Annotated in this window: 18 protein-coding genes; 9 read left to right on the top strand and 9 right to left on the bottom strand. The window is 64.0% G+C overall.

From position 1 onward, the window contains the following. Positions 1 to 48: 48 nt before the first annotated feature. Complete coding sequence (locus tag QQK95_RS02185; RefSeq protein WP_284268376.1) at positions 49 to 1,497, bottom strand: helix-turn-helix domain-containing protein; 1,449 nt, start codon at positions 1,495 to 1,497, stop codon at positions 49 to 51. Between the two features lie 238 nt (positions 1,498 to 1,735). On the opposite strand from QQK95_RS02185, the gene aceA reads away from it, so the two are divergent. The 3 genes from aceA (at position 1,736) to QQK95_RS02200 (ending at position 4,011) form a co-directional block, all read left to right on the top strand. Continuing rightward, positions 1,736 to 3,025 (top strand): isocitrate lyase, encoded by a 1,290-nt coding sequence (aceA, locus tag QQK95_RS02190; RefSeq protein WP_202356091.1) that lies wholly within the window; start codon positions 1,736 to 1,738, stop codon positions 3,023 to 3,025. Positions 3,026 to 3,082: 57 nt separating this feature from the next. After that, positions 3,083 to 3,325: an SMc00767 family acetate metabolism repressor gene (locus QQK95_RS02195; RefSeq protein WP_006202762.1), complete on the top strand. Its 243-nt coding sequence runs from the start codon at positions 3,083 to 3,085 to the stop codon at positions 3,323 to 3,325. A gap of 242 nt (positions 3,326 to 3,567) precedes the next feature. Next, positions 3,568 to 4,011, top strand: coding sequence for an ANTAR domain-containing protein (locus QQK95_RS02200; RefSeq protein WP_284268445.1), 444 nt, complete (start codon positions 3,568 to 3,570; stop codon positions 4,009 to 4,011). Positions 4,012 to 4,099: 88 nt separating this feature from the next. Here QQK95_RS02200 and QQK95_RS02205 read toward each other — a convergent pair whose 3' ends face one another. Beyond that, a complete protein-coding gene (locus QQK95_RS02205) occupies positions 4,100 to 4,816 on the bottom strand; it encodes an HAD family hydrolase (RefSeq protein WP_284268446.1) in 717 nt (238 codons plus the stop codon). 141 nt (positions 4,817 to 4,957) lie between these two features. On the opposite strand from QQK95_RS02205, the gene QQK95_RS02210 reads away from it, so the two are divergent. The 3 genes from QQK95_RS02210 to QQK95_RS02220 all read left to right on the top strand — a co-directional run bounded on the left by QQK95_RS02210 (position 4,958) and on the right by QQK95_RS02220 (position 9,042). Then, complete coding sequence (locus tag QQK95_RS02210; protein ID WP_284268447.1) at positions 4,958 to 6,394, top strand: glutamine synthetase family protein; 1,437 nt, start codon at positions 4,958 to 4,960, stop codon at positions 6,392 to 6,394. Positions 6,395 to 6,526: 132 nt separating this feature from the next. After that, positions 6,527 to 7,813, top strand: coding sequence for an NAD(P)/FAD-dependent oxidoreductase (locus tag QQK95_RS02215; protein ID WP_284268448.1), 1,287 nt, complete (start codon positions 6,527 to 6,529; stop codon positions 7,811 to 7,813). A 356-nt stretch (positions 7,814 to 8,169) separates the two neighbouring features. Beyond that, positions 8,170 to 9,042, top strand: a complete 873-nt coding sequence (locus tag QQK95_RS02220) for an SH3 domain-containing protein (protein ID WP_284268449.1) — start codon at positions 8,170 to 8,172, stop codon at positions 9,040 to 9,042. Positions 9,043 to 9,155: 113 nt separating this feature from the next. On the opposite strand, the gene QQK95_RS02225 is transcribed toward QQK95_RS02220, so the two are convergent. Further along, positions 9,156 to 9,902, bottom strand: coding sequence for an SDR family oxidoreductase (locus QQK95_RS02225; protein ID WP_284268534.1), 747 nt, complete (start codon positions 9,900 to 9,902; stop codon positions 9,156 to 9,158). 309 nt (positions 9,903 to 10,211) lie between these two features. Here QQK95_RS02225 and zwf point away from each other — a divergent pair, with 309 nt between their 5' ends. The 3 genes from zwf (at position 10,212) to edd (ending at position 14,273) form a co-directional block, all read left to right on the top strand. Next, positions 10,212 to 11,681 (top strand): glucose-6-phosphate dehydrogenase, encoded by a 1,470-nt coding sequence (gene zwf / locus QQK95_RS02230; RefSeq protein ID WP_284268450.1) that lies wholly within the window; start codon positions 10,212 to 10,214, stop codon positions 11,679 to 11,681. Next, positions 11,663 to 12,379: a 6-phosphogluconolactonase gene (pgl, locus tag QQK95_RS02235; protein ID WP_284268451.1), complete on the top strand. Its 717-nt coding sequence runs from the start codon at positions 11,663 to 11,665 to the stop codon at positions 12,377 to 12,379. The genes zwf and pgl overlap by 19 nt, the downstream gene beginning before the upstream one ends. Before the next feature lie 70 nt (positions 12,380 to 12,449). Then, a complete protein-coding gene (gene edd / locus QQK95_RS02240) occupies positions 12,450 to 14,273 on the top strand; it encodes a phosphogluconate dehydratase (protein WP_284268453.1) in 1,824 nt (607 codons plus the stop codon). 64 nt (positions 14,274 to 14,337) lie between these two features. Here the strand turns inward: edd and QQK95_RS33410 are convergent, their stop codons facing one another. The 6 genes from QQK95_RS33410 to QQK95_RS02265 all read right to left on the bottom strand — a co-directional run bounded on the left by QQK95_RS33410 (position 14,338) and on the right by QQK95_RS02265 (position 22,343). Further along, positions 14,338 to 14,598, bottom strand: coding sequence for a hypothetical protein (locus tag QQK95_RS33410; RefSeq protein WP_322791203.1), 261 nt, complete (start codon positions 14,596 to 14,598; stop codon positions 14,338 to 14,340). An 11-nt stretch (positions 14,599 to 14,609) separates the two neighbouring features. After that, positions 14,610 to 15,995: a vWA domain-containing protein gene (locus QQK95_RS02245; protein WP_322791204.1), complete on the bottom strand. Its 1,386-nt coding sequence runs from the start codon at positions 15,993 to 15,995 to the stop codon at positions 14,610 to 14,612. Positions 15,996 to 16,080: 85 nt separating this feature from the next. After that, positions 16,081 to 17,475 carry a TPR end-of-group domain-containing protein gene (locus QQK95_RS02250; protein WP_284268455.1) on the bottom strand — a complete coding sequence of 465 codons (1,395 nt, stop codon included), beginning with the start codon at positions 17,473 to 17,475 and terminating at the stop codon, positions 16,081 to 16,083. Between the two features lie 199 nt (positions 17,476 to 17,674). Then, the gene (locus QQK95_RS02255; protein WP_032938715.1) at positions 17,675 to 18,673 is read right to left on the bottom strand and encodes a GlxA family transcriptional regulator; all 999 of its coding nucleotides are present in this window, start codon (positions 18,671 to 18,673) and stop codon (positions 17,675 to 17,677) included. Between the two features lie 28 nt (positions 18,674 to 18,701). Then, on the bottom strand, positions 18,702 to 19,601 hold the full coding sequence (gene folD / locus QQK95_RS02260) for a bifunctional methylenetetrahydrofolate dehydrogenase/methenyltetrahydrofolate cyclohydrolase FolD (protein WP_284268457.1): 900 nt from the start codon (positions 19,599 to 19,601) through the stop codon (positions 18,702 to 18,704). A 183-nt stretch (positions 19,602 to 19,784) separates the two neighbouring features. Beyond that, complete coding sequence (locus QQK95_RS02265; protein WP_284268459.1) at positions 19,785 to 22,343, bottom strand: GumC family protein; 2,559 nt, start codon at positions 22,341 to 22,343, stop codon at positions 19,785 to 19,787. Positions 22,344 to 22,398: the final 55 nt, after the last annotated feature.

Consider the following 22,398-nt stretch of genomic DNA (forward strand, 5'->3'; position numbering starts at 1 on the left):
GTGGGTGATCCAGACACCGGCGACGATTGTGGCACCTTTGCTGCCGCGTTACTGGAAGTCGAAAGCGCTCAGGCCCGTCACCATCTCGTCGAGGCCAAGCGGACGCGTCACCGGCGGTTCGGCGCGCGCCAGGCAGCCGACGCGCTCGCAAAGCCGGCAGGCGGGTCCGACCGGCGTCGCCGTCAGAGCGCTCAGTCCAGCCTTACCGCCGGCTGCGGCGCCGGGCAGTGCCGCGCCATAGACGATGTCGTCGCGGAAGCCGATATCGCAACCGAGCAGCAGCGCGGTGCGGCGCGGACGCTCCGCGAACGCGCCCTGCGGCCCTTCCAGCGTGCGGGCGACGCATAGGAACTCGGCGCCGTCAGGCATTTCCACCGCTTCGACGAAGACCTGGCCCGGCTGAGAGAAAGCAGCATGGACGGGCAGCTTGGGACAGCCGCCGCCGAAGCGGCTGTGCGGAAAGCCCTGGCTGCCGGCCCTGCGAAAGCGATTGCCCGCATTGTCGACCTCCAGCATGAAGAACGGCACGCCCTGCGCGCCTTGCCTCTGTAGCATGGTCAACCGGTTCGCCGCCTGCTCGAAGGAGACGCCGAAGCGCGAGCGTAGCACGTCGATGTCGTAGCGGGCGCGCACGGCGGCGGCATGAAAGGCCTGGTAGGGCATCATCAGCGCATGCGCGGCATAGCGGCCGAGCTCGAAGCGGGCAAGGCGGCGGGCCTCGTCCGTGGTCAGCTTGAGCGCCTGGATCTCGCCGGCGACCGCGACCGTCATGCGGATCAGGCAGGCCTCCATCGCCACCTCGCGCAGCTGGTCGAACGGCGACAGCCTCTCGGACAGGAACAGGCGCTGCGAATGGCGGTCATAGCGGCGGCGCCAGTTCGGCATGGTGGCGACCGGCAGCACCTTGACCACGATGCCGTATTCGCGCTTCAGCCACGCCTTCAGCGCACCGAACAAATCGTCGCCGGGATCGAGCACCGCGGTGAACGCCTCTGCCTCTTCCTCAAGTGTCGAAAAATGGTTCGGCCGCCGCTCAAAGGTCTCGTGCACCTCGTCGATCGGCAGGCGGGCGCCGGACAGTGCGGTGGCGCGGCCCTCGCGCGCCAGGAGCTCGTTGAGGTCCGACAGTCGCTCGGCCTGCTCGCGGTAGGCGCGAAACAGTTTTATCACTGCCGCGGACGCATTGGGCGCCGCCTCGGCAAGTTCGATCAGTTCCTGGTCTCCCGGCAATTCGCCAACCAGCAGCGGGTCGGTGAACACTTCCTTCAAGGCCGCGACCGACCCCCTTGCCTCGCCCTGCAGCTCATGCGGGTCGACCTTGTAGACGGAGGCCAGCTTGAGGATCAGCTGCACCGTCAGCGGCCGCTGGTTGCGCTCGATCAGGTTGAGGTAGGATGGGGAAATGCCGAGCCCCTCGGCCATCGCCGTCTGGGTCAGGCCCTTGGCGTTGCGGATGCGGCGGATGCGCGGCCCGGCGAAAATCTTCTGCTCAGCCATCGACTGCTCTTGACAGGAATTTACACGACATTCGCAGCAATCTCGCTGCCGGCGATTTTTACAACTATGACAGATTTACATCAGCTCTTTGTCAAACGCAACACAGGTTTTCCCTTATCCTTGGCCGTATAGCGCGATTTCGCTGGCCGATTTCGCGCCGCAATGTAAATTCAGTCACATCCCGATGCACCAGAAGAGTGGCGCACGGACAAAGCCAAGCAATCCTTCGGAGTGACTCATGACTGATTTTTACAATCTCGTTCCCTCGGCGCCGGAAGGTCGCTTCGACGGCATCGAACGTCCCTATTCGCCGGAGGATGTGAAGCGGCTGCGCGGCTCGGTCCAGATCCGCCAGAGTCTCGCCGAAATGGGCGCCAACCGGCTGTGGAAGCTCATCCACGAGGAGGATTTCGTCAACGCGCTCGGCGCCATGTCCGGCAACCAGGCGATGCAGCAGGTGCGCGCCGGACTGAAGGCGATCTATTTGTCGGGCTGGCAGGTCGCCGCCGATGCCAACACCGCCTCGGCGATGTATCCCGACCAGTCGCTCTATCCGGCCAATGCCGCTCCGGAGCTGGTCAAGCGCATCAACCGGACGCTGCAGCGCGCCGATCAGATCGAGACCTCCGAGGGCAATGGGCTTTCGGTCGAGACCTGGTTCGCGCCTATCGTCGCCGACGCGGAAGCCGGCTTCGGCGGGCCGCTCAACGCCTTCGAGATCATGAAGGCATTCATCGAGGCGGGCGCCGCCGGCGTTCACTACGAGGACCAGCTGGCGTCGGAAAAGAAGTGCGGCCATCTCGGCGGCAAGGTGCTGATCCCGACCGCCGCACATATCCGCAACCTCAACGCCGCGCGCCTGGCCGCGGATGTGATGGGCACGCCGACCCTGGTCGTGGCACGCACCGATGCTGAAGCCGCGAAGCTTCTGACGTCCGACATCGACGAGCGCGACCAGCCCTTCGTCGACTACGATGCCGGGCGCACGGTGGAAGGCTTCTACCAAGTCAGGAACGGCATCGAGCCCTGCATCGCGCGGGCGGTCGCCTATGCCCCTCACGCGGACCTGATCTGGTGCGAGACCTCGAAGCCGGACCTGGCACAGGCCAAGAAATTCGCCGAGGGCGTGCGCAAGCATCATCCGGGCAAGCTGCTCGCCTACAATTGCTCGCCCTCGTTCAACTGGAAGAAGAACCTCGACGACGCGACGATCGCCAAATTCCAGAGGGAACTCGGCGCCATGGGCTACAAGTTCCAGTTCATCACGCTCGCCGGCTTCCACCAGCTCAACTACGGCATGTTCGAACTGGCGCGCGGCTACAAGGAACGGCAGATGGCGGCCTATTCCGAGTTGCAGGAGGCCGAATTCGCGGCGGAAGCCAATGGCTACACCGCGACCAAGCACCAGCGCGAGGTCGGAACCGGCTATTTCGACGCCGTGTCGATGGCGATCACCGGCGGCAAGTCGTCGACCACCGCCATGCATGAATCGACCGAGCACGCACAGTTCAGGCCGGCCGCCGAATAGCGGATCAGAAAACACCGAGGAAACGCCCAACAGGGCTTCAGACACAGGAGAAGACCAATGGCATCGATAAGCCGCGTCAAGGAGCGGGCAGAAGAACAATCGACCACGATGAGCGTCGACCAGCAGGCGACGATCCGCATGCTGGCCAACGATCTGCACAGGCTCAACCAGTCGGTGATGAAGGCGGTCGAGGCCGGCGTCTCGGTGGAGCTGGTGCGCTCGGCGAGGCACCATGGCGGCGACGGCAATTGGGGCGACCTGCTGATCCCGGTGATCGTCACGCAGCAGAGCCATGGCTGACCGGAAATCGTTGCAACCGACCCTTCACCTGCGCAGCGTATGCGCAGGTGAATTTTATTTTTACGCAACCAATCCGTGGACAGGGCAGTACAGTACTGTTGCTTGACTCCACTGTCGCAGGAGACGTTTTCGGAAGCTTTTTATTTCAACTTGACATGGGGGGGCGATCTCACGCCAATTGTCGGCCAGATTCAACTCTGCATTGAAATAGGGGCGAACTTCTTGGCCGACTTGGGTGCCCAGTGAGTAACGAGGGCGAGACCGCAAAACATCCGAATCTGGTGACCCAGGTTTCAAGCACCGAGACGATACGCAGTCCCTCGCAAGTGCTTGTTGTGGGGAAATCGCCGATCAATCGTGTGGTGGTGTCGAAGATCGTCGAGCGATCCGGGCTCAAGCCAATCTCGGAATCGCCCGACATGGCGGCGAAGACCCTGCGAACGCTGGTGCCAGGCGTGATCGTGCTGGATGGCGGCGCGGACAACAAGGACTGCGATACCCTGATGTCCGGCATCGAAACGTTGCGACGGGCTTCGGGAAAATCGTTTCCTCCCGTGATCCTGCTTTCGACCAAGACCGGTACGCCGGAGAGCCTGGGGCTGTCGAACGTGATCGACGTCGTCGTCGCCAAGCCGATCACGCCCGAGCGGCTGCAACCGGTGATCGATCGCCTGATAAGCCGCTGAAGCGCGTCACCTGACGCGCTTCGGGTCCTTGTTCCATGCATGTCGTTCGCCCAAGACCGAGGTCAGTTTTGGGCGACGTGCAAAGCGATCAACTCCCTTCGATGATGGTTTGGACCAGTTCGGGCAATTGCCCGAGGTCGGATATCTGGCGGAATCGCGGCTCGGCGAGCGGCGCCTCGACATGTTCGAGCACCCAGGTCAGTTCGTGCGGCACATGGACACCCCAGCCGCCGGCCTCGATGGCCGGCACAACGTCCGATTTCAGCGAATTGCCGACCATCATGCTCTTTGCCGCGCCGTCGCCGTGACGGCGGAAGAGGCGCGCATAGGTCGCTGCATTCTTGTCGCTGACGATCTCGACCGCGTCGAACAGGTCGCCGAGGCCTGATCCGGCCAGCTTGCGCTCCTGGTCGAAAAGGTCGCCCTTGGTGATCAGCACGAGGCGGTATGCGCCGGCGAGCTTCTCCACCGTCTCGCGCACATGCGGCAAGACCTCGATCGGGTGGCTCAGCATCTCGCGGCCGGCCTCCAGTATCTCGGCTATGACCGAAGCCGGTACGCGCCCGTCAGTGACCTCGATCGCCGTTTCGATCATCGACAGCGTAAACCCCTTGATGCCGAAGCCGTAGACGGCAAGATTGCGCCGCTCGGCCTCGAGCAATCGCGCCGAAATCTGTTTCTCCTCGCCATGGTCGGCAAGCATGGCGGCGAAACGCTTCTCCGTCATGCGGAAGAACTGTTCGTTCTGCCAAAGCGTGTCATCGGCGTCGAAGCCAATGGTCGTCAGTTCGTTGTGGTTTCGCATCGATGCCTTCCGGATTGGGAGCCGCCGAACCTAAGCCGACCAGCGTGATTTTCAACCGGAACGAGGAATGCCGGCAGCGCCTCCCTTCCCTTCCACAGTGGGGCACGGCTATACTCGGCAATCCGCAACCCAATCTGGTGAATGATGCCGCCTGCAAAAAAGGAAGTCCGTCCGTCGAGCCGCGGAGGACGAGCGCGTACGCCTGCCTTCGTGAAAAACCTGCGTGGTGTGAAGAACTGGAAGGAAGTCAGCGAGTGGCTGGAATGGCGCGGCATCGAGGACATCGAATGCATCACGCCTGATCAGGCCGGCGTAGCGCGCGGCAAGATGATGCCGTCGAAGAAATTCACCTCCAACACCTCGCTGGCGCTGCCGTCGGCCGTCTTCATGACGACGATTTCCGGCGGCTATCCCGAAGACGGCAACGGCTTCCACTATCCGGAAGACGACGGCGACCTCAAGCTGATGCCGGACCTGTCGACGCTGACAGTGGTGCCCTGGGAAGAAGACCCGACGGCCGCCGTCATCTGCGACCTCGTCCACCAGGACGGCCGTTCAGTCGAATTCACGCCGCGCAATGTGCTGAAGCGCGTGCTTGCCGCCTATGACAAGCTCGGGCTGAGGCCGGTGGTGGCACCCGAGATCGAATTCTACCTGGTGCGCAAGAATCCGGACCCGGACTATCCGCTCACTCCGCCCGTCGGCCGCTCGGGCCGTGCAATCGGCGGCGGCGCCGGCTATTCGATCGCCGGCGTCAACGAGTTCGATGAACTGATCGACGACATCTACCATTTCTCCGAGAGCCAGGGCCTGGAGATCGACACGCTCATCCATGAAGAGGGAGCCGGGCAGCTTGAGATCAATCTGCGCCACGGCGACCCGATCGAGCTCGCCGACCAGGTGTTCATGTTCAAGCGCACCATCCGCGAAGCCGCGCTCAAGCACGAGATCTACGCCACCTTCATGGCCAAGCCGATCCAGGGCCAGCCGGGTTCGGCCATGCATATCCACCAGTCGATCATCGACAAGAAGACCGGCAAGAACATCTTCTCGGCCGAGGACGGCTCGGAGACCGAGGAGTTCTTCCATTTCATCGGCGGCATGCAGAAACATGTGCCGAACGCGCTGGTGATGTTCGCGCCCTATGTCAATTCCTACCGCCGGCTGACGCAGGCGGCCTCGGCTCCGGTCAACAACAAATGGGGCTACGACAACCGCACCACGGCGTTCCGCGTGCCGCGTTCGGATCCGGCGGCGCGGCGTGTCGAAAACCGCATCCCGTCCTCCGATGCCAATCCCTACCTGGCGCTGGCGGCTTCGCTTGCCTGCGGGCTGATCGGCATCACCAGGAAGATCAAAGCCGAGCCGCCGGTGCTGACCACCGCCAATGCGGACGAGATCGACCTGCCGCGCAGCCTGCTCGAAGCCGTCGACCTGTTCGAGGGCGACGAGGAACTCTGCGCGCTGCTGGGCAAATCCTTCGCCGCCACCTATGCGGCGATCAAGCGGGCGGAATTCGAGACATTCATGGAAGTGATCAGCCCGTGGGAGCGGGAGTATCTTCTGCTCAACGTGTGAGCGGCGACTTCTGCGCGTAAGTGGTGAATTGTGAATGGTGAGTAGTTTCATACTGGACGGATGAGCGCAGACGACGCGCTTTCTCGCGGCCGTTCACCCTATTCACCATTCATTGGATTCACCGGCGTTCCCATGCCCTATCAATCTCCGATTTCTCCCGGCCGCTCGTGGTATGAAGACACGGCGGGACCCAGACCAGAATATCGAGCGCTCGATGGCGACCGGAATTGCGATGTCGTCATCATCGGCGGCGGCTTTACCGGGCTGTCGGCGGCGGCCCACCTTGCCAAGGCGGGGACCAATGTCGTCTTGATCGAAGCCTATCGCTTCGGGGACGGCGCATCGGGTCGCAATGGCGGCCAGCTCGGCACCGGGCAGCGCGCCTGGGCAGAAGATCTGGAGGCCGAATACGGTCTGTCCCGCGCCAAGGCACTGTTCGATCTCGCCGAGGAGGCGAAGGCGCATCTCATCGAATTTGCCGCCGCCAACCAGATCGATATCGACTACATGCCGGGCCAGCTCTCGGTGGCGCACAAGCCGCGCTATGTCGATGACTACAAGGCGCATGCCGACATCATGGCCAGCCGTTTCTCCTATCCGCATATCGCCTTCATGGATGCGAAGGAGACGGCGGAGCGGCTCGGCTCGACCGCCTATTTCGGCGGCACGCGCGACACTGGCACCGGCCATATCCATCCGATGAAACTGGTGATCGGCACGGCGCGGGTGGCGGCGCAGGCCGGCGCGCAGCTGTTCGAAGGGACGCCGTCGACGGGCATCGTTTCCGCTGGCGGCAAGGTCAGGGTTTCCACGCCAAGGGGCACCGTGACGGCGCAGAAATGCCTGATCGCGGTCAACGCCTATGGCGGCACGCTCGAACCGGTAAGTGCGGCACACATCATGCCGATCGGCTCCTTCATCGGTGCGACCGTGCCTTTGGGGGCGGATTCGAAAGTGCTTCCCGGCGGCGAGTCCGTCGATGATTCCCGCTTCGTGGTGCGCTATTTCCGCAAATCGAGGGATGGCCGGCTGCTGTTCGGCGGACGGGAGGTCTATGGCGTCAACGACCCGAAGGACATCCACATCCACATTCGCCGCCAGATCGTGGATCTCTATCCGGCGCTGAAAGATATCGAGATCACCCATGGCTGGGGCGGCTATGTCGGCATCACCGTGCCGAGGAAACCGTTCGTACGCGAAGTGATGCCGAATGTGATCTCGGCCGGCGGCTATTCCGGCCACGGTGTCATGCTGTCGAACTTCTTCGGCAAGCTCTATGCCGAGACCGTTGCCGGCAATCGCGACCGGCTGAAGCTGATCGAGGATCTGAAAATTCCGCCATTTCCCGGCGGCCGGCGTTTCCGCACGCCGCTGCTTTTCCTGGCGCTCAACTGGTTCGCGCTGCGCGACCGCATCTAGTGCGTATCGACCAAAAGCGCCCCGGTCAGGGGAAGCGACATAGGCCTGAAGCGAGTCGCATGGACCTGTTTCGACGCGACGCGCCTCGCGCTGGATCCAATCGCCATCACGATCTGATGTAATATTGTAATATTCATTGCCCTTGCGACACATTGCGGAAATGGCGGCAAAGGCGCAGAATCCACTATAATGGCGTACTGATGCCACAATCGGGGGCGAAAGGTTCGCGCTTCTGGGCGACTATTCGGGGATTGCTGCGGGCTTGCCCGTGTTGATTTTTGGGACCGATGCCGATCAGACACCGGACTTCCGGCAACGATCGAAAGAACATCGGCCCGCTTATGGAGGTGGCGAGAGTGAGAGAGCCCTTCAGTTTCGGTGTTCCGGAACGTCGGCGCTTTGCCATGCAGTTTGGATACGACATGCGGCCGTCCTTCTGGCAGGAAGTCCGTTCGAACTCGCATCTGGTGATTGCCGCGGTGGGCACCGCCGCGCTGCTCGGCGTGGCCGCGGTAGCGCTTTGGCTGGCATTGCCGACGAGCGAGCGGCAAGCAGCCGCCAGCCAGGAACAGAGCATTCCGACCATTCCGGTGAAAACGACGAAGATCGTGCCTGCCGGAACCACTGTGGCCGCGGCGACCGTGCCGCAGCCCGCCCGCAAGTCCGATCAGGTCTCACCGACCGTGGCGGCGGCGAAAGCAAACATACAAGCGCTAGCGGCCAATGATCCCCGCTGGACCGGGACACAGCCGAAGACCGCTTCGGCGGCACCCGATCAGGCGGTTGCCCCTAGCCAGGTGGCCAATCAGGCTGAGCCGGCGCCGGACAAGCCGGCTGTCACGGCGGCATTCGCGCAACCGGCGACCAATACCGATGCCGCCAGCGAACTTGCCAAGGTTGCGGCGCCGGCACCTGCGGCAAGCAGCAATCCGGATGGAGCAAAGACCGCCGCCATCCCTGAAGTGCAGCCACAAGCGCCGGAACAGCAGCCGACGGCGAGCGATGATGGCAAGGCCAAGGCCAAGCCACACAAAGTGGCGGCGGCCGGCAATGGGCGCATCCTGAGACCGGTGACCATGCGCAGCGGCCCGAAGAAGAACGCTGCCGCTATCGGCACTGTGCCGGCAAGGACCTCGGTGCAGGTGATGAACTGCAAGCAATGGTGCCAGATCGTCTACAACGGCAAGACCGGCTGGATCTACAAGAGCTACATCAAGACCGGCGGCTGATGTGGCGGCGCATTTGCGGCTGAGGTCGGGCTCGCCGCCGCACGTTGCCGGTACAAGTCAAATCGAAGCCGCGGGCACGGTCGAACCGACCTGCGCCACAATGACGGTGCGCTTCAGATGCAGCGGCCGCCATCGACCTCCAGCGCCACGCCGGTGATGAAGGCGGCTTCATCCGATGCCAGCCAGAGTGCGGCATTGGCGATATCGAGCGGGGTCGAAAGCCGGCCGAGCGGAATCGAGGCGCGGAAGGTCTCGCGAATCTCGGGCGTGTCGGCGCCCATGAATTTCTCCAGCATGCCGGTTTCGCCGGCGACCGGGCAGAGGCAGTTGACGCGGATGTTCTTCGGCGCAAGTTCCACCGCCATCGATTTGGTGGCGGTGATCGCCCAACCTTTCGAGGCATTGTACCAGGTGAGGCCGGGCCGTGGCCTGAGGCCAGCGGTGGAGGCCGTGGTCAGTATGACGCCGCCGCCTTGCCGCTCCATGATTGGCACCACCGCAAGAGCCGCGTGATAGATCGCCTTCATGTTGACAGCGGTGATCAGGTCGAAGGTTTCCTCGTCGACTTTCAGCATGTCGCCGTTGCGGTGGGTGTAACCGGCATTGTTGACCATGATGTCGATGCGGCCGAAGGCGCTTTTTGCGGCATAGACCATCTCGTCGAATTCGGAGCGCAGCGAGACGTCGGTCTGCGTCCAGATCGCGGCCTTGCCGATCTCCCCGGCGACGCGCTCCGCGCCCTTGGCATTGAGGTCGGCGACCACCACGCGAGCGCCCTCTTCGGCAAAACGCTTGGCCATGCCTTCACCGAATCCGGATGCCGCGCCCGTGATGACGGCAACCTTGTTTTCCAGACGCATGCTTTTCCCGCTCATCGATGTCTTCCTGGAACCAATAAGGCGACAGACCGGCACGGTCCATGCCGCGACAGACAAGGCGCCATTTCTCCCTTAGCTTTCGTCACATTCACGTTCTATGCTGCAACTGCGAAAGCTTCCGGAGTCTTCGTTCACCGACAAGCCTCCGGCAAGCGCCAGTGTCAAGCGCACAGGTGGACCCAATCAATATCCAGCGATTGGTCCTCGATGTGACACCATGGCACTGGAAAATTTAAATCGATTAGAATATATCAGCCGCGTACTCGCGACCGGTGTCAAAGCGGACAGACCATGACCAGCCAGATCATTCCCGTCGACCCTTTCGACTTCATCATTTTCGGCGGCACCGGCGACCTGTCGGAACGCAAGCTCCTGCCGTCGCTCTACTATCGCCAGCGCGACCACCAATTCTCCGAGCCGACGCGCATCATCGGCACCTCGCGCTCGAAAATGAGCGACGAGGAATTCCGGGCCTTCGCCAGCCAGGCGATCTCCGACCACGTCAAGCCGGCCGATATCGACGCCAAGGAATTGAAGACCTTCCTGGCGCGGCTTTCCTATGTCTCGGCCGATGCGACGACCGGCGCCGGCTTCGACAAGCTTAAGAAGGCGATCGGCGAGAGCGAGAGCATCCGCGCCTTCTATCTGGCGGTTGCGCCGGCGCTGTTCGGCGACATCTCGCACAAGCTCAAGGAGCACAAGCTGATCACGCCGAACTCGCGCATCGTGCTGGAGAAGCCGATCGGCCGCGACCTTGCCTCGGCGCAGGCGCTCAACGATCTGGTCGGCGACGACTTCCACGAAAGCCAGATCTTCCGCATCGACCATTATCTCGGCAAGGAGACGGTGCAGAACCTGATGGCGCTTCGCTTTGCCAACGCGCTCTATGAGCCGCTGTGGAACTCCGCACATATCGACCACGTACAGATCACGGTCGCCGAGACCGTCGGCCTGGAAGACCGCGTCACCTATTACGACAAGGCCGGCGCGCTGCGCGACATGGTGCAGAACCACATGCTGCAGCTGCTCTGCCTCGTCGCCATGGAGGCGCCGTCGTCGATGGACGCCGATGCCGTGCGCGACGAGAAGCTCAAGGTGCTGCGGGCGCTGAAGCGCATCAACGGCAACGAGGCGCCGAAGCACACGGTGCGCGGCCAGTATCGTGCCGGTGCATCGGCCGGCGGGCCGGTGAAAGGCTATGTCGAGGAACTCGGCAAGGATAGCAACACCGAGACCTTCGTCGCCATCAAGGCCGAGATCGGCACCTGGCGCTGGGCCGGCGTCCCGTTCTACCTCAGGACCGGCAAGCGGCTGGCGACCCGGGTTTCGGAAATCGTCATCGAGTTCAAGCCGATCCCGCATTCGATCTTCGGCGACAGCGCCGGGCCGATCTTCGCCAACCAGCTGGTCATCCGGTTGCAGCCGGACGAAGGCGTCAAGCAGTTCATCATGATCAAGGATCCGGGCCCAGGCGGCATGCGGCTGCGCCAGATCTCGCTCGACATGAGCTTCGCGCAGTCCTTCGACGGCCGCGCGCCCGATGCCTATGAGCGGCTGATAATGGACGTCATCCGCGGCAACCAGACGCTGTTCATGCGTCGCGACGAGGTCGAGGCCGCGTGGAAATGGATCGACCCGATCCAGAATGCCTGGGAAGGCGCCAAGCAGGAAGCGCAGGGCTATACGGCAGGCACTTGGGGGCCGTCGGCTTCGATAGCGCTGATCGAACGTGACGGGCGGACATGGCACGAGAGCAATTGAACGGCGCCAGCTACAACTGGAACGCTTTCCCTGACCGGCCGCAACTGGCCGCGGCGCTGGCCGGCCGCGTGGCCGATCGGCTGGCAAGGGCGATCGCCGAGCGCGGCACGGCCGTGCTGGCCGTCTCCGGCGGCACGACGCCGGCAAAATTCTTCGCCGCCCTCTCGGCGATGCCGATCGCCTGGGACAAGGTGATCGTGACGCTGGTCGACGAGCGTTTCGTGCCGGCCTCCTCGCCGCGCTCCAATGCCGGGCTGGTGGCCGCCAATCTCTTGCAGAATGCCGCAAAAGCGGCGCGTTTCGTGCCGCTCTACCATGAAGCATCCGGCATCGAGGATGCGGCGGCATCGGACGATGCGGCGCTGCGCTCCCTGCCCTGGCCGCTCGACGTCGTGGTGCTCGGCATGGGACCGGACGGCCACACAGCCTCGTTCTTTCCCGACGCCGATGATCTGGCCAAGCTGCTCGACCCTGCCTCGGACAGGATCATCCTGCCGGTTCACGCGGCGAGCGCGGGCGAGCCGCGGCTGACCCTGACGCTGGCGCGCATCATCGATGCCGGCTTCATAGCGCTGCACATAGAAGGCGAGGACAAGCGCACCGCCTTCGACGGCGCGGTCGCGCCCGGGCCACGAAAGCCGATCCGTGCCGTGCTCGACGCCGCACCCAGACCCGTAGAGGTTTTCTGGGCGCCCTGATTTTACGTTTAGTGGTCCCGGCAACGGCGGGAGGATGTTTCCGGGACCTCGCCTGAAAGGACCGACCGCCATGACCGCAAGACGTGACATCGAAGCCATCACGGAGCGCATCCGCCAACGTTCGAAGGCAGGCCGCGAGCGCTATCTCGGCCGTATCGCCGAAGCGTCGAACCAGACCGCCAACCGGTCGGTGCTGTCCTGTGGCAACCTCGCTCACGGCTTTGCCGTGTGCAGCCCCTCGGAAAAGCTGGCGCTCGGCGGCGAGAAGGTGCCCAATCTCGGCATCATCACCTCCTATAACGACATGCTGTCGGCGCATCAGCCCTTCGAGACCTTCCCTGCCCTGATCAAGGAGGCAGCGCGCGAGGCCGGCGGCATCGCCCAGGTGGCCGGCGGCGTGCCGGCAATGTGCGATGGCGTCACGCAGGGCCAGCCCGGCATGGAATTGTCGTTGTTCTCGCGCGACGTGATCGCCATGTCGGCGGCGGTCGGTTTGTCGCACAACATGTTCGACGCCGCCGTCTTTCTCGGCGTCTGCGACAAGATCGTGCCGGGGCTGGTGATCGCGGCGCTGACCTTTGGCCATCTGCCGGCGGTGTTCATTCCGGCCGGACCGATGACGACCGGGCTGCCCAACGACGAGAAGGCGAAGGTTCGCCAGCTCTATGCCGAGGGCAAAGCAGGGCGCGCCGAACTCCTGGAAGCCGAGTCCAAATCCTACCATGGGCCGGGCACCTGCACCTTCTATGGCACGGCGAATTCCAACCAGATGCTGATGGAGATCATGGGCCTGCACACGCCGGGCGCCTCCTTCGTCAACCCCGGCACGCCGTTGCGTGATGCGCTGACCCGCGAAGCGACGAAGCGGGCGCTGGCCATCACCGCGCTCGGCAATGCCTATACGCCGGCCGGGCGGATGATCGACGAGCGTTCGATCGTCAACGGCGTCGTCGGCCTGCATGCCACCGGCGGCTCGACCAACCACACCATCCACCTGATCGCCATGGCGGCGGCAGCCGGCATCGCGCTGACCTGGCAGGATATTTCCGACCTGTCGGAAGCGGTGCCGCTCTTGGCCCGCGTCTATCCGAACGGGCTTGCCGACGTGAACCATTTCCACGCCGCCGGCGGGCTCGGCTTCCTGATCCGCGAACTGCTCGACGAGGGCGTGCTGCACGAGGATGTCCAGACGGTGTGGGGCGAAGGCCTGCGACCCTATGCGGTCGAGGCAAAGCTCGGCGTCGATGGCTCCGTGGTGCGCGAGGCCTCGCCGCGGGCCAGCGGTGACGAAAAGGTGCTGGCGCCGTTCCACAAGGCGTTCCAGCCGACAGGCGGCCTGAAGGTGTTGGCGGGCAATCTCGGCCACGCCGTCATCAAGACCTCCGCCGTCAAGCCGGAACGGCGCATCATCGAGGCGCCGGCCAAGGTGTTCGACAGCCAGCAGGGCCTGAACGAGGCGTTCAAGGCCGGCACGCTGACCGGCGACTTCATCGCCGTCATCCGCTTCCAGGGCCCGAAGGCCAACGGCATGCCGGAACTGCACAAGCTGACCACCGTGCTCGGCATCCTGCAGGATCGCGGCCAGCGCGTCGCACTGGTGACCGACGGGCGCATGTCGGGCGCATCCGGCAAGGTGCCGGCGGCGATCCATGTGACGCCGGAGGCGGTCGAGGACGGGCCGATCGCCCGGATCCATGACGGCGACATCATCCGCCTCGACGCCGATGCCGGCACGCTGGAGGTGCTGGTGGAGGGGACCGAGTTCGCGCTGCGCCGTACCGCCGAGGCCGACCTCATCGGCAATGAGTTCGGCTTCGGCCGCGAGCTTTTCGCCGGCTTCCGCCAGCTGGTGGGCCGGGCCGACCACGGCGCCAGCGCCTTCGGAACGGCCTGATATTCCTGACTTTCAAATGAAAAGGGCGGCCTTGAGCCGCCCTTTTTGTTCGTTCTGCCGGATGCTACTCGACTTTGAGTTCACTCCGCTCCCCGGCCTTGACCGTAAAGGGCGTCTCCTTGTCGGCCTTGTCGGAGGTGAAGTTGGTCACGAGCACGTAGTCGCCCGCCACCAGCGTGGTCTGCATCTTCTCCCCATAGGCGTAGGTCACCTGCTTGCGTTCGCCCTGGATGTTCTTCTTGGCCTCGTAGATCTTGAAGCCATCCGCCCCTGGCGCGTCGACGGCCAGGACGCCCGCGTTCAGCGTCACGCTGACATCGGTCATCTGCCCGACCGTCACGCTGAAGGGCTGTTCGTCACGGCCTGCACATCGACGCCCATCACATAGTCGCCCGGGGGCAGATCGAACTGGCTGTCGGGGCCGTAGGCGTAAGTCACCTGATCGCGGCTGCCGTCGAGTTTCTTGGCGGCCTTGTACACCTTCCAACCCACATCGGTTTCGGCCTTCTCGCCGCCCTGAGTGTAGAAGGCATTGGCCTTGGCCTTGCCGACACCGACGATCATGTCCTTGTCGACCACTTGGCCGGGGGCAAGCTGCAGGGTTTCGCTCGCCTCGCCGGCTCCCAGCTTCACGGTGACCTTCGTCTCGCCAGCCGGGACGACGAACTTGACCTCGCCATAGTTGCTGTCCGACGTGCCGCCAGGATAGGCAATGCTGATCTGCGCATTGCGGTCGACATCGGCTCCCGGCGCCGGCCGCGCGTGGATGGAGATCTCGGCGGCGTTCAGATTGAGCGCCAGCTCCGTAGCCTTGTCCGCCGTTAACGAAACCTTCTGCTCGGCCTTGGCGGCGCCACTCGAGGCGACGACGATGTAGTTGCCAGCGGGAACGTGAAATTTGACGGCGTTGTAGCCGTCGTTGACATGGTCTCCACCGACACCCTTGGCATCGTCCGGAAAGACTTCATAGTAGACGTCGATCTTCGGCACCTCGCCGCCCTCTTTCAAGAACGCTTGCGGGATGAGGTTGTAGTCGACCTCGGCTGCTTTCGGCGCAGGCGCCGGTGCGGGAGCCGGTTCAGGCGCGGGTGCCGGTGCCGGGGCAGCGACGGTTTCGACCAGGGCTTCCTGCAGCGCCTTCTCGTCGGAGGCCTGGATGTACTTGCCGCCGGTGTTTTCAGCCAGGCAGGCGATCTGCTTGCCCTCGTCGGCTGTCAATCCGAAGCCGACCACATCGGCCGTGAAATCGACGCCGGATGCCTTGAGCTCCTTGCCCAGCGCACAGGGGTCGCCGCCGCAGGTTTCCAACCCATCGGTGATGAGGACGACCGTTGCCTTGTCCTCGGTGTATTTCAGCGCTTCGGCCGCCTGCTTGACGGCCGCCGTCAACGGCGTCTTGCCAAGGAATTTCAAACTGTCGGCGGCATCCGTGATGGCGCTTGCCGAGCCTGCCTGGGGCGGCACGATCAGCTGGATGTCGTCGCAGCTGCCTTTTTCGCGATGGCCATAGGCCATGAAGCCTATCTCATCGTCGGCGGGAACCGATTGAAGCACGGTCCTCAGGGACTCGCGGGCGATTTCGAGCTTGGGCTTGCCGTCGATCTGCGCCCACATCGAGCCGGAAGCGTCGAGAATGATGATGACCTTGTTTGCGGCAAAGCCGAACGTCGTCATCGACAAAAGGAGGATCGCCGCAGCGATGCTCCGTGAAAGTCCCACCATCAAGATCTCCTGAGTAGCCGCCCCGCCTGCGGCCCAAAGCTATTTGAGCGCGTGCCGGGACACAAGCCCGGACGCAGCCAGCGGCTCAGGCGCCAACCGGCGGAGCCGGCCTGAAGCCCTCGTGCTCGACGATGGCGCGGTATCGGGCATCGGACCGCAATCCCTTGAAGGCAGGCTCGATGCGGATGCCCAGCATATCGTCCTCCTTGCGCCGCATCGCCTCTTCGAGGTAGCGGACCGCCTCGTCGTTGCGCCCCAGCATCGCCGCCGTGCACGCCACCTTGTAGGCGGGCTCCAGGTTCCTTTCATATTGGCGGATCTGCTCGGCATACATGGCTGACAACAGTCCCTCGCCGCCGTCTTCGCGCAGACCTTTCTCGGCCGCGTCGGCAATGGCCAGGCGGGCGCTGTTGCTGGCGATGTCGGCAGCGCGCCGGTATTCGCGCAGGAAATCGGTGAAGCGGCCCTGATCGAGATAGATGGTTGCCAGATATTCTGGCGGAGACCGCAAGTTAGGTTCGGCCTTGGCCAGTTGCTGCAGGATCATCACGGCATCATCGACCCGGCCGGCATAAAACAGGATGAGCGCCTTGTTGGCGATGATGGCGCGGGATTCCGGGTTCAGCGCCTGGGCTTTGCCAATCTCCGCCAAGGGGATGGCGGTCTCGCCTGTCACCATCAGGGTCAGGGCATACCAATGGTGGGTCTGCGCGGCATTCGGATCAAGCCGGATGGCACGTTCGAACAGCTCCCTCGATCGCGGGAAATCCTTCGTCCAGTAGAAGGTGGTGAAGGCAAGGGCGGCATGGGCACCGGCATTGTCGGGGTCGAGCGCGATCGCTCGTTCGGCGGCGGCGACTGCGCGTGGATAGGCCTCGTTGGCCGGCATCAGCGTGAACTGGCTGATCGTGTTGTAGGCCTCGGCCAATTTGACATAGGCATCCGCATAATTCGGGTCGAGCGTCGTCGCCTCTGTCAGCAGCTGGATCGCATGGGTGAAGCCGTCGGCCTGGCGGGTGCCGAGATGATAAACGGCGTCGAGGTAGAGATCCTGGACCCGGGAATCGGGTCGGTAGACGACCCGTGCCGGAGGCGCATCGGCATGTTGCATGACCAGCGTGCCGGCAATCGCGAGCAACACCAATCCAACCGCGCCGAAGGCGAGCGGCAAGACTTGGGGCCATTTCGAAAATCTGGCCGGAGCGGCTGGGGCGGTCGTTCGCGCAACCGTAGCCAAGGGCGGCACGGCCGGTTCCTCGGCCAGGGGCTCGACATCGTCGGATGCGGCCGGTTCACCGCCACGCAGCCACGTTTCGAGCTCGTCCGTATAGGCAAACACCAGGTTCCTGGCACCGCCGGAGATCCGGTGCACGGGCAGACCGCGCTGCTGTTCCCAACGGCGTACAGTGCGCTCGTCGCGTCCGAAGAACGCGGCGATTTCCTTCCAGTCGCGAAGGCGGCGGTCGCGCTTGCTCGTCAAGGCCTGCCCCATTGTCCCCTAACGCCCGTATCTGCCCGCATTCGCCTGATGCCCTCCAACATCAGGCCGGGCTAGCATCGCCATCGACATCAATGTCTCGATGCCAGCCGACGACCCCCGCCGGCGGGAGCATTGCTTGGCCTGTCGCGGTTTTCAACCCGGCGAAAAGGTGGGGGTATTTGGGCTGTTTCCGGGCCGCTCAGTAGGTGGTGCGGCGCTCTTCCGAGGGCGGTCGCCCAAACTGCAGCCGGTAGCTCTGGGCAAAATAGGAATGCGAGGTGAAGCCGGTCGCGATCGCCACGTCGAGGATCGGCATGTTGGTCTGGCGCAGCAATTCGCGTGCCCGCTCCAGCCGCAGCCGCATGTAATAGCGGCCGGGCGTCACGTTGAGGTGGCGCAGGAACAGACGTTCCACCTGCCGCACCGAAAGGCCGGCCGATTTGGCGAGCTGAACCGCTGAGAGCGGCTCGTCGAGGTGGTCGGCCATCAGCTCGACGATGCGCCTGAGCTTCTCCGACTTGCCGGTCAGGTCGCGTTCCGGCCCGACGCGCTGGCGGTCGCCGGCCGAGCGGATGCGCTCGTGCTGGAACTGGTTGGCGACGCCATTGGCGAGGTTCGAGCCGAAATCGCCGCGCACGATCTCCAGCATCAAATCGATCGAGGTGGTGCCGCCGGCGCAGGTGTAGCGCTTGCGGTCGATCTCGAAGACATTGCCGGTGCAGTTGATGTCGGGGAAGCGCTCCATGAAGCCGGCGCGGTTTTCCCAATGGATGGTGCAGCGGTAACCGTCGAGCTGGCCGGCTTCGGCCAGCAGGTAGGACCCAACCGACAGCGCGCCAAGTGCGTTGCCGCGCCGGCCCCAGCTGCGCAACGCCGCCAGAACCTTGCTCTTGCCGGGAAATTCGGTCGTCAGCCCAACCGAAACGAACAGGATGTCGACCGGCGGCAGGTCGGCGACGGCATAGTCGATCTTGAGCGGCAGGCCGTTGGACGCCATCACCGGATCGCCATCGGCCGACACCGTGGTCCAGCCATAGAAATCGCGGCCGAGCAGACGGTTCGCCGACCGGAACGTGTCGATCGCCGCGGCCAGCGAGAACATGGAAAACTTGTCGACCAGCAGGAAGGCGAACTGCCGGCCACCTTGAACGGGATCACTCGTGACCGGCCGTTCCGGGGAAATGGTGGGGTTCGGCAAAACTGGCGCTTTCAGGGTCAACCCGGGCTCAGAAGGAGGGCCGCTTCAGTCCGGCCGCAAGGTAGGCAGAAGCTAACGTATTGGCCATCAGCATGGCAATGGTCATCGGCCCGACACCACCAGGCACCGGCGTGATGGCGCCAGCTTGCTTGGCCGCCTCGGCGTAGGCGACATCGCCGACGAGGCGCGACTTGCCCTCGCCCTTCTCGGGCGCCGGAATGCGGTTGATGCCGACATCGATGACTGTGGCGCCGGGCTTCACCCAGTCCCCCTTGATCATTTCCGGCCGGCCGACGGCGGCGACAAGAATGTCGGCGGTGCGGGCAAGCGCCGGCAGGTCCTTGGTGCGGCTGTGGGCGATGGTGACGGTGCAGTTCGCGGCAAGCAGCAGATTGGCCATCGGCTTGCCGACGATGTTGGAGCGGCCGACGACGACGGCGTTGAGGCCGGACAGGTCCTTGCCGCGCACGCGCTCGATCAGAAGCATCGAGCCGGCCGGCGTGCAGGGAACAAAGGCCGTGTCGAGTTCGCCTGTGCCAAGCTTGCCGACATTGATGAAATGGAAGCCGTCGACATCTTTCTGGGGCGCGATCGCCTGGATGATCTTGCCGGCATCGATGTGGCCGGGCAGCGGCAACTGCACCAGGATGCCGTTGACCGCCGGATCGGCATTGAGGTCGGCGATGATCTTGAGCAACGCCTCTTGGGAAGTCTCGGCCGGCAGCGTGTGCTGGAGCGAATGAAAGCCGCATTCCTTGGCGGTGCGCGACTTGGAAGCGACATAGACCTGGCTCGCCGGATCCTCGCCGACGATAACCACGGCCAGACCAGGCTTGGCCTTGCCCTTGGCGACCAGCTCGGCGGTCAAGGCCTTGACCGTCCGCACCACATCCTCGGCAACGCTCTTTCCGTCAATCACTTCGGCCATGAACCATCCTCAACCCTGTTTCGCCCGACACCGCTTTCGGCAACGCAATATCCCGGCGCCGGCAGCATGCAGCGCGGCATTGTCACGAAAATTCCCGCACGCAATCCCGTCAAAGCGCCGTCCCATGCCGTTTACGCGAAAACCGGGATGGTTTTGTTCGGCCTCCGCGAAGTATTCGGTGGCTCAGAAGTAGCGGCGGCGGGCGCGGCTCTCGGTGAGTTCGCGCACCGCCTCACGGAATTCGCGCAGGCTGGCACGAATTTCCTCGATCGGCGCCTGTTCGGCGCTTTCCTCGACCTGCGAAGGCTCAGCCGGCGGCTGGGTTGAATAGGCCGGTGGCTGCGGCGGCGCAGGCTGCGGTGGGTATGGCATATGCCCGGCATTGGGCGCCATGTCCTGGGTATAGGGGTAACCTGCGGGCGGCGGCGCCTGCCGGGGCTGCGGATAGCCCGCCTGCTGAGCAGGGGGATAGGGCGGCGGAGCCGGATAGAGCGGCTGCAGCGGCATTATCGGTGACCGCGACGGCGGCCCCATCGGCTGGGAATAGACGGCATCGAAGCCTGGCGGGAAAGGCAGCCGCGAATAGTCCGACGACCGAGGCATGAAGGCGGCATCCGGGTTCGGGAAGCCGGAGGGCATGGCGGCATCCGCCGGCCGCGCATTGCCGCCGAATGCGGCGAATTCGCTGTCATCGTCCGCCTCGGTGGATGGCTTGCGGGATACGGCATTGCGCAGTTTCGCCATGAGCGCCGCGACACGCCCTGGCCGTTCGGCGGGAGCAGTTTCGGCCTGCGCCAGGGGTGGTGGCGGTGCTGGCGGCGGGGGTGGCGCCGGCGGTACCGGCACGGCCGGCATTGGCGGCGCGGGCGGCGGCGCTGCCCGGAATGCCTGGTCTTCGACAGGCGTCTTGCGATCGCGGCGCGAACGCGATGTGGCGGTCTCGCGCAGGCTTTCATAGGCGCCACGCATCGCACCGAGACCAACGCCGGAGGCAAAGCCCAGGAACAGGCCGGCAAGCGCCATCACGACCCGCGATGGACCGTTCGGCTCGAGCGGGACGGAGGGCGGCGAGATGACGGTCATATTGGCGGTATTGATGCCCTTCTGCTCGCCAATCTCCTTGGCGCGCAGCAGATATTGTTCATAGACCGAGCGCTTCGCGGCGGCGTCGCGCTCCAGTTCGCGCATCGAGACGAGGTCGCCGTTGACGTCGCCGCTGCGGACCTTCATCTGCGCCAGTTGCGATGCCAAGTCCTGTTGGACCTGGATCGAGCGTTTCAGGTCAACCTGCAGCGACGAGGCGATGCGACTGAGTTCCGCGGCGATGCGATCGCGTGCTCCGGCCAGCTGCGCGTTGAGCGCCTGGAGTTCGGGATGGCGCGGACCCAGCCGGACCGCCGCTCGATCGGCCTCCTGCTTGAGCGTGGCATATTGCGCGCGCAGATCGCTCATCGTGTTGGAATTGATTTCTTCCGGCAAAGTGCCGCCGAGCACGGAATTGACATTGATCGAGCGGGCGGAGGCCGCGCGGGCGTTCAGTTCCGCCGTACGGGCGCGAGCAACGGACAGTTGCTCGTTGACCTTGAGCATCTGATCATCGCTGATCAGGTGGCCCTGCGCGTCGACAAGGTCGTGCGTGGCCCTGAAATCCTCGACCTTGCGCTCGGCCGTCTCGACGCTTTTGCGCATTTCCTCGAGTTTCGCCGTCAATTCGTTGTTGGCCCGGCCGGCGGTGAGGGATTGAAATTCACCCGAGGTCTGCAGGAAGACATCCGTCATCGTTTCTGCGATGAGCGCCGATTTCTGGGCGTTCTGCGTGGTGACGCCGATCACGATCGTGGAGGTCTTGCCCGCGCGCTCGACCGAAAGGCTTTCAGCCAGATTGCCGACGGCAAGCGACAAGCGACGCGGTTCATCGCCACCGCCTGGTCCGTCGTGGCGCAACAGGATCGAGCGGATCAGTGACATGACGCCCAGGCCGCCCGTGCCTTGGCCATTGAACTCCGGATCGTCGGCGAGATTGAGCTTGTTGACGACCTTGCCCAGCACCGTGCCCGAGGTCAGCAACCTGATCTGATTTTCGACATTGACGAGTGTCGCGTCGGGAACAACCGCCATCTGGGTGAGATCACGGTCCGAAAGTTTCAGATCGCGCGGATCGACGACCAATTCCGTCATCGATTCGTATTTCTTCGGCGTCGACAGCGCGATCGCGATGCCGAGCCCGGCACCGATCAGGGTGGTGGTGATGATCAGCAGTTTCGACCTGGCAATGCCACGCACGACCTGCATCGGATCGATCAGAGGCTTCCACTGCTGGTCGTCCCTGCGATTGTCAAAGGGTGCATTGGCTTCGCCTGCCTGACGGGATCCGGACCTGTCATCCGAGCGAGCGCTGCCGGAAGGCTCTTCAGCGACCATCCGTGCGTGCGGCATGGCCGGCGGCAGATCGCCGGTGCCGGCGTCCGCCGGTGAGCGCCAGGTGTCGTTTCGTGCAGTTGCTTCCGGCTGCCCATCGGGCGGTAACCGCTTTTCGTCAGCGGTGGACGGCGTTGGGTTCGCCCGCGCCTCACGCCGCGAACGGGCAAGGCGATGGCGCGTGGCGGCATCCTCGCGCCATACCGAATCCGCGCGATCGCCTATCGAGACCAGGGATGCGTCATCCTCACCGCGCATGGCCTGGCCCAGCGCCAGCAAGGAACGCTCGCGCCTCCAGTCTTCACGGTTTTCCCTGTCGACCATTGTCTTGGAGCTTCACTCTTGGCCGCTGGGCGGCGGCGGTCGGCTATTCGTTAAG

It is taken from the genome of Mesorhizobium huakuii (assembly GCF_030160235.1).
GTDB lineage: Bacteria > Pseudomonadota > Alphaproteobacteria > Rhizobiales > Rhizobiaceae > Mesorhizobium > Mesorhizobium huakuii.

Coding starts and splice junctions, on each gene's coding strand:
- QQK95_RS02245 (WP_322791204.1), bottom strand. CDS start 15,995: ATGGTGGGACTTTCACGGAGCATCGCTGCGGCGATCCTCCTTTTGTCG.
- QQK95_RS02225 (WP_284268534.1), bottom strand. CDS start 9,902: ATGCGTCTGGAAAACAAGGTTGCCGTCATCACGGGCGCGGCATCCGGA.
- QQK95_RS02205 (WP_284268446.1), bottom strand. CDS start 4,816: ATGCGAAACCACAACGAACTGACGACCATTGGCTTCGACGCCGATGAC.
- zwf (WP_284268450.1), top strand. CDS start 10,212: ATGACCAGCCAGATCATTCCCGTCGACCCTTTCGACTTCATCATTTTC.
- QQK95_RS02185 (WP_284268376.1), bottom strand. CDS start 1,497: ATGGCTGAGCAGAAGATTTTCGCCGGGCCGCGCATCCGCCGCATCCGC.
- QQK95_RS33410 (WP_322791203.1), bottom strand. CDS start 14,598: ATGACCGATGTCAGCGTGACGCTGAACGCGGGCGTCCTGGCCGTCGAC.
- QQK95_RS02210 (WP_284268447.1), top strand. CDS start 4,958: ATGATGCCGCCTGCAAAAAAGGAAGTCCGTCCGTCGAGCCGCGGAGGA.
- QQK95_RS02265 (WP_284268459.1), bottom strand. CDS start 22,343: ATGGTCGACAGGGAAAACCGTGAAGACTGGAGGCGCGAGCGTTCCTTG.
- QQK95_RS02215 (WP_284268448.1), top strand. CDS start 6,527: ATGCCCTATCAATCTCCGATTTCTCCCGGCCGCTCGTGGTATGAAGAC.
- pgl (WP_284268451.1), top strand. CDS start 11,663: ATGGCACGAGAGCAATTGAACGGCGCCAGCTACAACTGGAACGCTTTC.
- edd (WP_284268453.1), top strand. CDS start 12,450: ATGACCGCAAGACGTGACATCGAAGCCATCACGGAGCGCATCCGCCAA.
- QQK95_RS02195 (WP_006202762.1), top strand. CDS start 3,083: ATGGCATCGATAAGCCGCGTCAAGGAGCGGGCAGAAGAACAATCGACC.
- folD (WP_284268457.1), bottom strand. CDS start 19,601: ATGGCCGAAGTGATTGACGGAAAGAGCGTTGCCGAGGATGTGGTGCGG.
- aceA (WP_202356091.1), top strand. CDS start 1,736: ATGACTGATTTTTACAATCTCGTTCCCTCGGCGCCGGAAGGTCGCTTC.